The sequence below is a fragment of the Mycoplasmopsis bovis PG45 genome, assembly GCF_000183385.1.
GTDB lineage: Bacteria > Bacillota_I > Bacilli_A > Mycoplasmatales > Metamycoplasmataceae > Mycoplasmopsis > Mycoplasmopsis bovis.
Genome location: NC_014760.1, coordinates 712847 through 728102 on the forward strand (window position 1 = coordinate 712847; position 15256 = coordinate 728102).

13 protein-coding genes and 1 pseudogene are annotated in these 15256 nt (G+C 26.9%); 4 read left to right on the plus strand and 10 right to left on the minus strand.

The features are described from left to right. Positions 1–14 precede the first annotated feature (14 nt). From MBOVPG45_RS04845 to MBOVPG45_RS03085, 3 genes and pseudogenes are all read right to left on the minus strand, one after another. A pseudogene (locus tag MBOVPG45_RS04845) lies at positions 15–362 on the minus strand (IS3 family transposase); the annotation flags it as partial. 314 nt (positions 363–676) lie between these two features. Continuing rightward, a complete protein-coding gene (locus MBOVPG45_RS03080; protein WP_013456154.1) occupies positions 677–2947 on the minus strand; it encodes a S8 family peptidase in 2271 nt (756 codons plus the stop codon). A gap of 1 nt (position 2948) precedes the next feature. Next, positions 2949–3992, minus strand: a complete 1044-nt coding sequence (locus MBOVPG45_RS03085; RefSeq protein WP_013456150.1) for an ATP-binding protein — start codon at positions 3990–3992, stop codon at positions 2949–2951. Positions 3993–4459: 467 nt separating this feature from the next. Between MBOVPG45_RS03085 and MBOVPG45_RS03090 the strand changes: the two genes are divergently transcribed. Together MBOVPG45_RS03090 and MBOVPG45_RS03095 are read left to right on the plus strand one after the other, a co-directional pair. Then, positions 4460–5893, plus strand: a complete 1434-nt coding sequence (locus MBOVPG45_RS03090) for a transposase (RefSeq protein ID WP_013456112.1) — start codon at positions 4460–4462, stop codon at positions 5891–5893. 145 nt (positions 5894–6038) lie between these two features. Beyond that, entirely contained in the window at positions 6039–8264 is a 2226-nt protein-coding gene (locus MBOVPG45_RS03095; RefSeq protein ID WP_013456032.1) for an ATP-dependent DNA helicase, read from the plus strand. Positions 8265–8363: 99 nt separating this feature from the next. On the opposite strand, the gene MBOVPG45_RS05040 is transcribed toward MBOVPG45_RS03095, so the two are convergent. The 7 genes from MBOVPG45_RS05040 to gmk form a co-directional block, all read right to left on the minus strand. After that, positions 8364–8489, minus strand: a complete 126-nt coding sequence (locus tag MBOVPG45_RS05040) for an IS3 family transposase (RefSeq protein WP_226057247.1) — start codon at positions 8487–8489, stop codon at positions 8364–8366. 285 nt (positions 8490–8774) lie between these two features. Next, on the minus strand, positions 8775–9017 hold the full coding sequence (locus MBOVPG45_RS04855) for a hypothetical protein (protein ID WP_013954659.1): 243 nt from the start codon (positions 9015–9017) through the stop codon (positions 8775–8777). Between the two features lie 110 nt (positions 9018–9127). Then, entirely contained in the window at positions 9128–9790 is a 663-nt protein-coding gene (locus MBOVPG45_RS03105) for a ribulose-phosphate 3-epimerase (RefSeq protein ID WP_013455939.1), read from the minus strand. After that, a complete protein-coding gene (rsgA, locus tag MBOVPG45_RS03110; protein ID WP_013456585.1) occupies positions 9777–10622 on the minus strand; it encodes a ribosome small subunit-dependent GTPase A in 846 nt (281 codons plus the stop codon). Before rsgA ends, MBOVPG45_RS03105 begins: the two co-directional genes overlap by 14 nt. 11 nt (positions 10623–10633) lie before the next feature. After that, on the minus strand, positions 10634–11632 hold the full coding sequence (locus tag MBOVPG45_RS03115; RefSeq protein WP_013456514.1) for a serine/threonine-protein kinase: 999 nt from the start codon (positions 11630–11632) through the stop codon (positions 10634–10636). Positions 11633–11649: 17 nt separating this feature from the next. Next, positions 11650–12402 carry a PP2C family protein-serine/threonine phosphatase gene (locus tag MBOVPG45_RS03120; RefSeq protein WP_013456579.1) on the minus strand — a complete coding sequence of 251 codons (753 nt, stop codon included), beginning with the start codon at positions 12400–12402 and terminating at the stop codon, positions 11650–11652. A 5-nt stretch (positions 12403–12407) separates the two neighbouring features. Continuing rightward, positions 12408–12995, minus strand: a complete 588-nt coding sequence (gene gmk / locus MBOVPG45_RS03125) for a guanylate kinase (protein WP_013456283.1) — start codon at positions 12993–12995, stop codon at positions 12408–12410. 458 nt (positions 12996–13453) lie between these two features. Here gmk and MBOVPG45_RS03130 point away from each other — a divergent pair, with 458 nt between their 5' ends. Further along, complete coding sequence (locus MBOVPG45_RS03130; protein ID WP_013456029.1) at positions 13454–14866, plus strand: IS1634-like element ISMbov2 family transposase; 1413 nt, start codon at positions 13454–13456, stop codon at positions 14864–14866. 146 nt (positions 14867–15012) lie between these two features. Then, positions 15013–15255 (plus strand): preprotein translocase subunit SecG, encoded by a 243-nt coding sequence (gene secG / locus MBOVPG45_RS03135; protein ID WP_013456572.1) that lies wholly within the window; start codon positions 15013–15015, stop codon positions 15253–15255. Position 15256: the final 1 nt, after the last annotated feature.

Consider the following 15256-nt stretch of genomic DNA (forward strand, 5'->3'; position numbering starts at 1 on the left):
TAGACATTAAATTTTTATTTTTTACAAAACTCCACTCACAATTCATGTGGAGTTTTGTAATTAAATTTCTTGAGCATTCGCTCATTATTATGCCAATCAATGAATCTATTTAGATGACGCTCAAGTTCCTTAAACGTCATTTTCTTAACACTTTTCTCAAAATTTTAAAACATTTCAGTTTTAAGTACTGAGAAAAAGTATTCAATTTCTCTATTGTCAAGGGAATTACCAATTCTCGACATTGATACTTTTCTGTTAAGTCTTTCAATCAACTGAAGATATTCTTTAGATGAATACTGACTTCCGTGGTCAGAATGTGTTACAAAATTTTTAGGAAAATTAACTTTCTTAATGTTATCAATAAATCTTCTTTATTTAGATCATTTAAAAATTCATCCAATATTTCATCATTTGATTTTGTCTTTTTTGGCCTGCCTGAGCCTTTGTATTTTTGGGCGATATCCCACTCATTGATTCTATGTTCATACCTAAATTATATCTTTCATACTTATCTACTAATCTCTGTCATTGGTCATTTGAAATGTGTTAACATTTTTTCCTACGTTTCCCAGTTTAAGCATAAAACAAGAAAACATAATTATTTTTTTAAACACAAAAACCCCCCATTCCGTTACTTTTTAATCTGGGTTGGGAGTTCAAAAAATGTTTAATAACTTTAAGAATTAAATTCTATTTGTTCATTTGATTTAGAAAAAATATTAATTTCATTATCAATTTTAACTTTTTTAACATATCATCTTTGACTAGACTGACATAGACTTATAAAGTTTTCTAAACGGTTTTTTGTTTTATCTAAGTCTTTTAATGTTATTACAACACTAAATTTTATTTTTTCTTTATTTTCAATGCCTAATCTATCTTTTTTGGTTATTCTGATACCTCAAAATTTGAGATTATCTTTCACTTTTATTGCTGTTCTAGATTTGCCACCATTGGTGGTTTCTTTTTTTTCTATAATTTTAACTGTGTTTCATTTTGAAAATTCTTTTCTTGCCTCTTGCTCATTAATGTAAACACCTTCGTCATGGTAAGATTGTTTATTTTCATTTAATGGTATTATTTCTAATCTATCATTTTCTTTTTTCATTGATCCAAACTGAAAGTCTAGCTCGTTTTTGGTATAGTCAATACCTTGATTTCTATTAGTATCAGCAAAATAGACTAATGTCGCCTTTGTGGTAAATGGAAAAGCATTATTATAAATAGGAACTGGAAATTCATAATTATAAGTATGATATTCCTTTGTATAGGATGATAAAAGTACTTTAATTTCATGATTTTTAGACTCAACAATGTCATTTATTTTTCTAGGTACTACACCATTCCCTACTATATTGCTATCATTTTTATTAGGTATTGCAGAATGGATTATTAAAGCCTTGGCTTCCTCTTTTGAAAATTTTAATTTATGAATAAGATAAGCAACTTTTCTTGTTATTCATGGCGCTGCAAATGAAGTACCAAAAATGTAATAGACTCCATTGGCCGTACAAGTTCTTATTGGTCTATCACTGGTGCCACCATAATAACTTACATCAGGTTTATTAAAAAAATGTAAAACAGGCCCTTTTCTAGAGTAATTTGTAGGATTATCTTTATCATCAACTGAGTTCACAACTATTGCATTTATGGAATCTGCTGGAGAACCTATTCTTTTTGGATCTAATTCATCTAATTTTTTATTAGTTCCTGCAACTATAAAAATTACATCATTTTTATATTGCAACTCATCTAATAAATAACCCATAACTGATATTGAATTTTTATCAATCTCTAAATTTGAACCTAGAGATAAATTCCAAACTTTAATATCCTTATTGCTTTCAACAATAGTTTTTATTTTATTATAGAGAGTTAAAGTGCTGTTTTGTCTTTTTTTAGCAACACCAAAATGTCGTACTCTAAATCTACCGCAATTATCCTCTAAATCTTTATTAAATGATGGTCCATCAACAATAATAGAAGTTACAGCCGTTCCGTGAATATAATCTTCTTGTGATAAAGGTATATCATCTGAAATTTCCTTTTTAAATTCTACTCATTTTGAAAAATAAACTCTCTCATCAAACATTGTATCTATAACTCCAACAATGGGTTCTATTGTGGGATCTGGTATTGTTATAACATCATTATTAGAAACTAAGTTGTAATCATCATATTTTCAATCTATTTCATTTAGATCTTCAACTGCCATTGATATTAGAAATGGTGCCTTTTCTTTTAATAAATTGTATAGCTCACCGTCTAAATAAAATGTATTTTTATCAATTTTATTTTGTGTATTAAAATGAATGTCTAGTTCTTTTAATAATTCGATTACATCAAGGTTAACATCATATAAGGTTACTATTTTTTCATTATTTAAATCGATATGAGTAGTTTTAACACTGAATTCTTCAATATGTGACAAATCTACAACTATAGAGCAAATTTGGGTTTTAGATAAACCTTTTGCTAAAATGTCAATTTGGTGATTTGAAATTTGGTCTAGTAAATCGTTAGTTATAACATTAATGTTATTTTGTTCTAGCTTATCAACTATTATAGAAACATTATTAATTGCATTTTTTAGAATATTTTTTTCAATATAATAAGTTATTAAATGTTTTTGTTTTGCATTGTTATTTTCATAATCATCAATCAAACTAACACCAACTACTTTATTATTATTCTCTTTTATTGTTGAGTAAAATAATTTAGTTATTCTTTTACTTTTTGCAGCTATTGAATAGTATTTAACGTTTATTAAAGCATCAATTTTTAAAGTTTGTTTTTTTCAAAAATTATAAACATCATTCAATTGATTTAATAGCTTTTTAATATGATCTAATTTCAACTGCTTTTTGGCGCTTAATCTTGGTTTACCTAGCTTTGAAGGATTAGGTTTTGAATCAAATTCCCCTTTTAAAACTAATAATGAATTCATATTATTTTCCCCTTAATTTCAAGGCTGCACTACTTTTTGAAATACCTGTTAATATCTCAATTTCTCTAACTGTAAAATTGTGTTTTTTCAATTTTTTTAAATCATATGGATCATTTGCAATTTGTTTATATAGCCTTTTTAAATAATCGTATTCACAATTAGGATCACTTAAATAAATTGCTGATTTAATAATGTTTTTCAATTCGCCTGGGAGAGGAATATCATCCATTAAAGAAATAATTTTTCTAAATAATTTAAGCTCACTTTTTATATTTGCAACTTTTTGAGTATAGTATTTTAAAATAATTTCACTGATATCGATAAGATCTTGTCTTTGATATCTGTTAAAATTTAAAACTAAGTCAAATCTTCTACTTAATGCTCTATCAAAATGTTTAAACAAATTAGTTGTAGCTATAAGAATAATATTTTCATTTAAATTATCTAAAGCTTTTAAAATACTTGTAGTTACCCTACCCATTTCTCTTACATCTTTTTGATCAACACGTTCTAAAGCAAGAGCATCTATTTCATCAAAACAAATAATAACTTTTTCAGGCAAAGAAATATTATTGATTGCAGCAAATAACTCAGAAATGTTTTTTCCAGTTTGTCCTAAATGAGAATCTATAATATTATTTGAATCAATAATAAATAAATCTCGGTTTAATATTCTTGCTATTTGTTTCGCGCTTTCTGTCTTACCAGTTCCTGGAGGACCTTGAAATAAAAATTTATTTATTAAAGCTTTACGATTTATTGCGTTTATTATCCCCATAATGTCTTCAGATATTTTTTTTGGAAGAGGAAGTGGTTCTAAATTTGTTTGTAATTGAACTTTTTCAGCAAAAGGAATTGTTATATCCGACATTAATTGAGGCACAAAATTGTTAGCACCGCGCAACATTGATAAAATATATTCGCCTAGTTCATCATCATGCATTCTATAAAATTCTTCAGCAATTAAGTGTGCTTCCTTTCTAAAGGCTATATCATTTTCCTCTATATGGTATTGTATTAAATTTAATATATTAGCTTTTTTCATGATGGCATCCCTCCTATGAAAATATTATAAATAATTTTAGGACAAAAATGCAATAAAAAGGACAGAAATAAAAATAATTTCATATTTTAATGGCTGCTGATTTTAATATTAAAACTGCTAGTTTGAAAAGTCGACATTAGAATATTATTCAAATACATTATTAAATTTTGTAAACATCATACATATTAATAGTAAAAATACAAAGGCTTTACATAATTCAAGGCTTTTTTCTTTTGTGCTGCCTACATTAAGAATAAATATAGAATATAATAAATTATAAAAGTTATACCCCATAATACTATACAAAATATCGCATTTTGAACAATGTAGACATTTTTTATTTATTTTTCTGACAAAGATTTAAAAAATGTTGCTAATGTCATCATAAAAAATTAATTTTATTTATTTTTCTATTCAAATTTTGTGTTATAATATAGTTATAATTCTATATATAGGAGAATTTGAAAATGGCAATTCCAGTTGAAATAAGACAAGTTGAAAGACCTAAAAACACAGTTGTAAAGAACTACTTTGGAAAATTTAAAGTTGTTAAAAGAACCAGCAAATATGTGAATGGAAAAGCAATTCCAAAAGATTTGGCAATCGTTGGCGAAATAGTAGATTACAAATTTGTTCCTTTTGAAACACCTGTCCCAGTAGGTACAAGATCTAAGAAAAATCAAGAAAAAACTGATATAAAAGACTATGGTAACATAGCAATTTTTACAAAAAATAGCAATGATATTTTGGAAAAATTACTAACACATTTTGATTCATCAACAGCTTACAAATTATATGTAATTGCTATTCTTAGATGTGCCTATCCAAAAGCCGTTAATCGTGATTTAAAGTTTTACTATGAAACTTCATTTATGTCTGAATTATTTAAAAAGGTTGGTTTATCTGAATCATTATTACCTGACTTCTTTGAAAAAACTGGTAGAGCATATTCAAATATACACAACTTCATGTTAGACAGAATAAATGAGTTCAAAGGTAGAGTACAAATTATTGATGGCACACTTAAATCTTATAATTCAGATGAAGCAACTTTTTCTCAATGATCAAGAAAAGGCAAGGTTAAAGATAGCGAAAATTTTACCTTACTTTACACTTGTGACTTATATACCAAAGAGCCAATTTATCACAGACCATACCAAGGAAATATGCTGGATTCGACTATTTTTGAGGACTTTTTGGAAAATGTGCCTAGCACTGGGGAAATATTAATTGCTGATAAAGGCTTTAGAACTAAAGCAATTACAGAGCTTTTAGAACAGAATAAAAATGTTAAGTATCTTTTGCCATTAAAGAGAAATACAACATTAATTAGAGCAGAAAAACTTGATGAAAACTTGGCTCCTGTAAAAATTAAAGATAAGCAATTACTAGGATCTAAAAAGCAAATAGATGGAAAGTTTTTTTATCTATTTAAAGACTTAGAAATAGCTGGCAAAGAAAGTGTTGGAAACTATCAAAAACATCTAAAAAGAAATACATTTAACATTGATGAATTCAATAAAAATAATCAATTTTTTGGTGTCATTGTTTTTGAATCCAATGTTGACCTTTCATTAGAGGATGTATACACACTATATGATCAAAGATGAGAAATTGAAGAAATGTTTAACTTTTACAAAAATATTTTGGAACTATCAAAAACAAGAGTTCATTCAGAAATGAAAGTTTACACAACAGAGTTTATAAACTACTTGTCGCTAATAATTGCTACAAAAGTTAAGAACAATTTAATAAAACTAAATCTTCATCAAAACTACTCATTCAGACAGATTATAGAATATTTGAGAAGTTACAAAGTTGAAGTAATAAATGATACAGAATGAAAAAAACGCAAGGTGTTGAAATATGTTCAAGACCTTGCGGAATTGTTAGAAATATAGCATTACACTAAAACTTTCTTACTACAACTAAGATAAATTTAGACATTTAAAATTGGATAAAATAAATATAGATAGCTTATGTAAAAGAGCTTTTTAAATAATAAATGTAGAGCCAATTTTAATTAGTGTTTTTGGGGAAAAGTTTATGGAAATGAAATCATTTATAGGTTATATAAAAGAATTTACTAATAATTCAGATGAAAACTGACCTGTTGCTAATTTTTATATTTTAAAGACAAGGAAAACTATTAAAATTAGTGGAAATATCAGCAGAATGCTAGATAAGAGTTTATATAAAATTGAAGTAAGTGAAATTGATGACAATTCAGAATCAGCAAATAATATTAAGACTTATAAATGTAATTTTTATCAATCATTAACTGTTATTGACAATCAAACTTTTTTTGAATATTTGAAATCTGATGCATTTAATAAAGTTGCTGATGATGATTTTATTAATATATTAAAATCATATTATGAATCAGATGATATCTTAAAAGAAATACTTGAAAATAAAGAAAAATTTCTAGCCATTAAGCGTGTACAAAAGTGTATTTTAGAAAGCATTTTTAATAAACTTAAGGTTGTTGCTTTGCAAACAGAATTTATTGTTAATGGTCTTGATTTAGATGTACTAGTTAAATTAACAGAACTATATAATGACTCGTTTGATCAAATAATAAAAGCAATTAAGAATGATTTATTTGAAATTAATTTTCAACATGAAATAACTAATTTAGAATCTATAGATAAAATCTTTTTGCACTTTAATAATGATGCAAATAATGTTGTGAGAATTGCTTATTATTTGCATTATTATTGCAACCAAATTCTAAATAATAAATCTAGTACTTATACAAGTTTAGAAAATGTAAAAAAATGTTTTTATGATGAAAATAAGTTTTTTATTCCTGCAGAGCAAAAAGAACAAATTGTTAATGATGCAATAAAGTATGCTTTAAATAAAGAACTGCTTTTAATTAAAGAAGACAAAGTTTATACAACTCAAACATATAATGATGAAATGACTATTGCTTCATTTTTAGCTAAAAAAAGCAGAGTTAAAAAAATTGGTTCTTATAAATTTAAAAAATATATACGAGAAATTCAAAAAGAAACAAACATAGAAAACTTTAAATATGATAAAAGCCAAATTAATGCATTAAGGAAATTTATTAATAATAAGTTTGTAGTAATCACCGGTGGGCCTGGAACTGGCAAAACTACTTTAATAAAAGGTTTAGTAAAACTATTTAAAAAAGTTCACCCAAATGAAAGTTTTAAAATAGCAACGCCAACAGGAAGAGCAGCCGCAAGAATTAAAGAGAGTTTTAAAGAATCTAATGCTGTAACTATTCATAAATTGTTGCAATATGATGATTCAACCGGTAAATTTAGAAAAAATGTATTCAATCCTTTGGATGATGGTTTATTAATTATTGATGAAACTTCAATGGTTGATAATAATTTATTTAGTCACTTTATTTCAGCTATTGGAGAGGCAAAAAGAGTAGTTTTTGTTGGTGACATAGAGCAATTACCAAGTATTGGAATTGGCAATGCATTTGAAGATATTATTAAATCTAAAAAAATAACAACTGTTGAATTAAAAAGCACACACCGTCAAAAAGTTCAAAGTAAGATTACTGAATTAGCTTATATGATTAGAAATAATAATTTCAATATTACAAAACTTCAAGAAACAACAGAAAATAGCGATTTAAAAACTATTTTTGTTGATAATCAAAAACAATGCTTAAATGAAATTATTAAAAATTATCATATTAATGATAGTGATAAAGCCGGTAATGATTCTGATATTTCATATAATATTCAAATTATCTCGCCTCTTAATAAGGGGGACTTAGGAATAAAAAAAATAAATAATAGTATCCAAGAAAAATTTAATAAAAATAAAGCCAAAAAATTAAATGCAAACGATTACTCATTTTATGAAGATGATAAAGTAATGTATCTAAAAAATCAAGGCGATTTATCTAATGGCGATATTGGAGTTATTAAAAGTATAAGTATAGGAGAGTCTAAAAGTAAAATAAATGCATTCTTTAACAAAAAGGAAATTCAGTTAAATAATGCCGATCTTAGTAATTTAGCTTTATGTTATGCTTGCACAGTTCATAAGACTCAAGGTAGCGAATTTCAAAAAGTAATCTTAGTGTTAGATCCAGAAATAAGTGGCTCCTTTATTAATAAAAAGTTGGTTTATACAGCTATAACTAGGGCTAAAAAAGAACTAGTTATTATTGCCGGCGAACAATCTTTTATTAAAAGTATTAATCAAAGACCAGCTAAAAGAGATACGACATTAACTGAAGCTATAAGACTAATGTATAGAAAAAAAGAAAAATAATTTCTTGCCAAAAAATAAAGTGTTAATTGCCAAACTAAAATACTAATATAAAAAGCGCGGTATATTTAAACTAGGACAACAAAAGTAGATCTTAAATTTTTATTTTTTACAAAACTCCATTCACAATTTATGTGGAGTTTTGTAATTAAATTTCTTGAGCATTCGCTCATTATTATACCAATCAATGAATCTATTTAGATGACGCTCAAGTTCCTTAAGCGTCATTTTCTTAACACTTTTCTAAAAATTTTCAAACATTTCAGTTTAAGTACCGAGAAAAATTATTTGATTTCTCTATTGTCAAGAGAATTACCAATTCTCGACATTGATACTTTTCCATCAAGTCTTTCAATCAACTGAAGATATTCTTTAGATGAATACTGACTTCCGTGGTCAGAATGTATTACAAAATTTTTAGGAAAATTAACTTTCTTAATGTTATCAATAAATCTTCTTTATTTAGAACATTTAAAAATTCATCCAATATTTCATCAATTGATTTTGTCTTTTTTAGCCTGCCTGAGCCTTTGTATTTTTGGGCGATCTCCCACTCATTGATTCTATGTTCATACCTAAATTATATCTTTCATACTTATCTACTAATATCCGTCATTGGTCATTTGAAATGTGTTTAACATTTTTTATTTTCATCATTTCATTCAAAAAACACTTCTTAGAAAGTTCTCAAGATCTATGTTTTTCATACTTTTCAAACAAATATTTTCATTCATTAACGCTCAACTGCTTGCCCATTTTTCACCCGAACAAAAACATCAGCCAATTTGCTGATGCCTACTTTTTTTGTCCTAGTGGAATTGTCCCGCGTTTTTTGCTTAAAAAATGTAAATTTAAGGAATTTATCCTTATTTAACCCCTAAAATGCTGTTAATTCTTGCTTTAGTTGGATTTGAAACCATAAAAGTTCCAGCAACACAAGCATCAGCACCAGCTTTAAAGCACTCTGGTCCAGTTGTGTCATTAATGCCCCCGTCAACTTGAATTAAATAATCATAATTGTTATTTATCCTTAATTGCTTAAGCATTTTTATTTTATCTATTGCAGTAGGAATGAATTTTTGACCGCCTTTGCCAGGCTCAACGGACATTACTAAAACTAATTGAATATAAGGTAAGAATTTTTTAATTTTTTCAACATCAGTATTTGGTTTAATTGCTATTCCAAGCCTATAATCATGATGTTTTTGTTTCAAAAACTTAAGAAATTTTGTTGGATCAATTGCTTCATAGTGCACTGTAACAATATCAACAACATCTTTATACTGATCTATATAATCTAAAGGATTTTCAATCATTAAATGAGCATCCTTAAAATGCTTTAAACTGTTTTCATGAATGTTTTTAATTTCATTTAATTCAATTGCAAAATTTGGCACAAATTTGCCGTCCATTACATCATAATGTATTCATTTAATGCCTTCATTTATCAAAGTATTTGCCATATTAAGCCTGTTTTCTGGCTCAACATTTAATAATGATGGGGTTACATACTTGTTATTTTTGTTCATTTTCAACCTCTTGCAATAACTTTAGATAATTATTATATCTAAATTGAGGGATAATGTTGCTTCTGACAGCTTGTTTTATGTTACAAAAGCTCTCTGGTTCATTATAATGAAAGCAAGTTTTGAACTTGCAAAACTTTCCTAGCTCTTTGAACTGTTTGTATGAATAGGCTAATTGCTGCTTAGATAAATTTATATCTAAGCTTGAAAAACCAGGCGTATCAATTAATTCGCCATTATCAAAGACATTAACAATTTGCACAATTCTAGTAGTGTGCTTGCCTCTGTTGGCAAACTTTGAAATTGACTGTACAGCAAAATTACTACCAGTAATTTTGTTTACTAAAGTAGTTTTGCCAACACCGCTTTGGCCCATTAAAACGTTAGTTTTGTTTGTAAATAATTCTTTTATATTATTTACTCATTCGTCTGTTTTATAGGATAATTCGTAAACTTTATATCCCAAGTTTTCATATTCATTTTTATATTTATTAGCACCTAAATCAGTCTTAGTAATAAACAATATAGGCTCAATATTAGCGCTTTCAATTAAAGCCATATATTTATCAACTAAAAAACTTTGAAACTCAGGTTCATGAAGCGACATAACAATAATGATATGGTCAATATTAGCAACCTTAGGTCTTATAAATTCATTTTTTCTTTCATATATTTTTGTTATATATCTATCTATTTCAAATTCAACATTATCACCTACTAAGGGAGCTATATTTTTATGCCTAAAAATGCCTAAAGCAGGCAAATTATGAAAATTATTATTTTCATCCTTGATTGAATAAATTCCTGAATTTATTGAATAAATTTTACCTTTCAAATTATCATCCTTTATATTGATAAAACAACTATTGCAACTATGACCGCTAAAATGATTAAGCTAAAGATAATTAGCATAGCAACTAAAAATCCTTTGCTATTAACTATTTCTGTAAAAGTTTTTTTAGTCTTCATTCTTTTAGAATCAATTGGCTTTTCAAATATTCTTTTTTCAGATAGTGCTGTTTTTAAGTCTTCAGCCATTTCTCAGGCGCTTGAGTATCTAAAAAATGGATCCTTAGCCGTTGCTTTTATAATGACATTCTCTAATGCTTGTGATGTTTCTATTTTGTCAGTTAACTTTGGCATTGGCATTGTTTTTTGCAAAGTTAATGTTTCATTAGCTTTTTTGCCTTCAATTGGATACTTGCCTGTTAGCATTTCATAAAGTAGTATTCCAATTGCATAAATATCAGTTTTCTTAGTTGGTTCATTGTCAGAACGGCAAAGTTCTGGTGCCATATAGTAAACTGAGCCAACAACTTTAGATGCTTGTGTAAATCTTTGACTATCAGGGTCTAGTGATAGGCCAAAGTCTAGTATTTTAATATGATTTCTGCTTGTTACAATTATATTATTGCTCTTAATATCACGATGAATAATATTATTAGAATGAAGCTCTTGCATAGCTTCACATATTTGTCTTACGTAATTAATTGCACTAGTTGGAATAATTGAGCCATTTTTCTTAATTAACTCTCTTAAGCTCTTGCCGTCAATATATTCCATTATTACATATTGCTCATCATCGCCAACATATGATTCAATATAATAAGGAAAATAGTCGGATTTTACTTTCTGTAAAATCGCTATTTCCTGCTTAAAACGATTTATAGCAACTTCTTTATCACTTTCAGGCCTAATTAAAAAATACTTAAGTGCATATACTTCATTTGCTGATGTATCAGAATTAAGCAATTGAACCTTAAAGACTTGGCTAAAGCCTCCTTCGCCAATTTTAGAAAGCACTTTATACTTTTTAAATACTCTACTACTTGATGGTATTATCATGATGCCTCCTAAATTATTTACTTAAGTGCTACTATAACGCATGATGCATTATCATTAGAATTATTTTTTAGAGCAAAATCAACAATTTGATTGCATCACTCCTGGGCATTTTTAAATCTTAGTGCCATATTTTCCATCACATTTCTAGATGTAAAATTATGAGTTCCATCACTAGTAGAAATAATTGCTTTGACTCTGTTATAGTCATCTGATAAAATTGTTGAAATATCAAGCCTGGTATTTTTAGTTGGACCTAGTGCAGAGGTTAATGAAAATCTATTTGTGCTTTTTTTAGCTTCTTGCTCAGAAATGCCATCAGAAATTAATTGATTTAAGTAATTGTGATCAACTGTTGCCTGAGTAATTTGATCACTATTATCTAAAATATAGGTACGTGAATCACCTATATTAAAAATTAGAATAAATTTATATTTTGAATTTACCAAAGCGCCTGTAACTGTGGTTCCCATGTCTAATTTAGCTTCATCACGATCGCCTATTTTAGTCATCTCTTTCTTGCATGCACTAATAGTTTCTCTTATCCACTTTATGTAAATATTAGAATCATTCTCATCAGAATTAGGAAAGTTATTATCAAAACGTTGCTTAAAAACTTTTACAGTTGTACTAGAAGCAATTGCACCGCCATAATGTCCGCCCATACCGTCACATAAAAGTAAAACTGTGCAATTTTCATTATTTAAAATTGCAACAGCATCTTGATTTTCAAGCCGTCTAGTTCCTTTTTCACTAACTCTGCCAAAATCCATAAATTTTATATTTCTTCCTTTATTATCTGAGTTACTTTTTTGGCAGCTAACTCAGCATCATCATTAACAATTTTATGTTTAAATAAATGCTGATCATTAATCTCATCTATTGCTTTTTGCATTCTAATATTTATAGCATCGTTATTCTCAGTATTTCTGTTTAAGATTCTGTTTTTAAGTTCCTCAACAGATGGTGGAAGAATAAAAAATGTAATAACTTTATATCTGTCATTAACGTCTTTTTTGCTCAAGATTTGTTTTGCACCATTAGTTTCAATTTCTAAAAATGGAACTTTATTTAATTCATGAATTCGATCAATTTCAGCATACAAGGTGCCATAATAGTTTTCGAAGTGATAACTATATTCTAAGAATGCATTTTCAGCAATTTTGTTTTCAAAATCATTTTTAGTGATAAAGAAATAGTGAATACCATCAATTTCACCAGCTCTAGGACTTCTTGTTGTGGCAGAACAAGCTAAGTGTAGCCTTAGCTCTTTATCTTCAAATAAATATTTTTCAATTGTTCCTTTTCCAACGCCACTTGGCCCTGCAAAAATGATGATTGGCTTCTTGTTAGTGCTTTTTATCATAGTTATATTTATTATAATAATTTATTAAAAATATATTAGTTAAAACATAATACATATTTTTTGCATAGTTTATGTGTTTAAAAATAGTTTTGTTAAACAGTAAATTAAATCAACGAATTGATTAATTTTTACCAAAATATCTGTTTTATAGGCTTTTAAGTAGTAGTTTGTTACTATTCAAATAATTTTGTGCTTTTCAAACAGATTCTTAAAATACAAATAAATTAAAAAATTCCCAATTTTGGACACTATATAATTTTAATAATTTACTAAAAAATTCTTATTTTTGTCCATTAAATACATTAAATTATCTAAATAATTAAATTTTCTTAAATTTAGAGCTAAAAAAGCTCTATTTTTTGTTCAATTTCATTAAAGAAAAGTTTAAAAAATTAAAAATAGGTGGTAAAATAAATATACATGTATAGTGTTTAACACATAAAAAAGGAGATATAAAAATGGCCATTCCTAAAGACATATTAAAAATTCCAAGACCATCTAGTACCAGAGTAAAAGCAACCTCAAAAGAAGGTATTTATAATGTTATACAAAGAACATCAATAAGAAAAAATGAAAAAATTATTCCTGTTGAAAAAGGAGTGATTGGAAAGATTATTAATGGTGTTTTTCAAAGCATAGAAAAGCAAACATATGAAGTAGATATTAAATCATATGGTTTATTTGCGCTAAATGAAAAATTAAACAATCATATCTTTAGAGAACTTTTAAATTTTTATGATTTTGAAGATGCTAGAAAATTATATGTTATAGCCTCTTTAAGAACTATGTTTTCAGATATTAAAAACGAACATTTAAAACATGAGTATGATACAAATTTTATTTCTGAAATATACCCAAAATGTGCACTATCACCAAACACTATCTCAAGTTTTTTAGAGAAAATAGGTAAATCTAGTTCGAAGATGGAAGACTTTATGAATAAAAGATTAGAAGAGTTTTCAAACCACTCAATAGTTATTGATGGTATGTTGAAAAACAATACATCAGAAACTAACATTTTCTCTGAAATGTCTAGAAAGTCTAGAACTAAAGGCGCTCAAAACTTAAACCTTATTTATGCTTATGATATTAATGCACAAGAACCTGTTGCAAGTTCTGTTTACCCAGGAAATATGCTAGATTACACTGCTTTTAGAGACTTTTTAAGAACTTATAAGATTAAAAATGGATTCTTAATTCTTGATAGAGGATTTGATGATAAAGAATGTAAAAACTTAATGAGAGAAAAAAATATTAAATATTTAATGCCTATAAAAATAAATCATACTTTTAAAAAATTTAATTTAAAATCTGGATTTAATTTCACTTTTACCTATGATGACGACACGATAAGAGCAAAGAAAATTATCATCAACAACAAATATTATCTTTGTTATAAATCAACCCTAACTGAAATGGTAGAAAAGAAAAATTTCATAAGTCGTGCACACAAAAAAGGTGCGTATGATGAAATTAAATTACTAGAAAGAGAAAATCTTTTTGGATTAATAATTTTTGAGTGTAATTATGATTTGGACTTAAAAGATATTTATGTCGCATATAAAAAGAGATGAGAAATTGAATTGCTTTTTAAACAGTTTAAAAATGTGCTTGAACAAAACGAAGCAAATGTTCAAGGAAACTATAGATTATTAGCAACTGAATTTATTAACTTTTTATCTTCAATTATGCTTTGCAGAATAAAAAACCACCTCTTAAATAGTGGCGTTCTTGACAATAGAACAATTAGTGAAACTTTTAGATATTTATCGAAAATAATCAAGAAGAGAAAGTCTAGAAAAAGAGAAGAATGAGATGATGTTGAAACATTAAAATATATTAAAGAATTGAAGTCTATTTTAAAAATATAGTGTCCAAAATTGGGAATTTTTTAATAAATAATTAAAAAGTATAAAGTAAATCAATAAAAATGTACCTATATACTTGCTTAAATAGGCATAAAAAATACAAAGTATTATATAATATAAAATAATTTATTAACCAGGAGAATAAGAAAATGGATGTTAGAGCAATTTTGTCAATTATCTTAGTGATTATTTCAGCTGGTATTTTAGTAATTTCAATGCTTATGTCACCAGATTCTAATGGTTTTTCTGGTGCTTTAGTTGGCTCAGGCGACTTAGAATTATTTAAAACTTCAAAAGAGAGAGGATTCAAGAAAGTTCTCAAATGATCGATGGTTTTCTTAGGGCTTATCCTCTTAATACTTTCGATTGTTTGTTGAGCTTTAGCTAAATAAA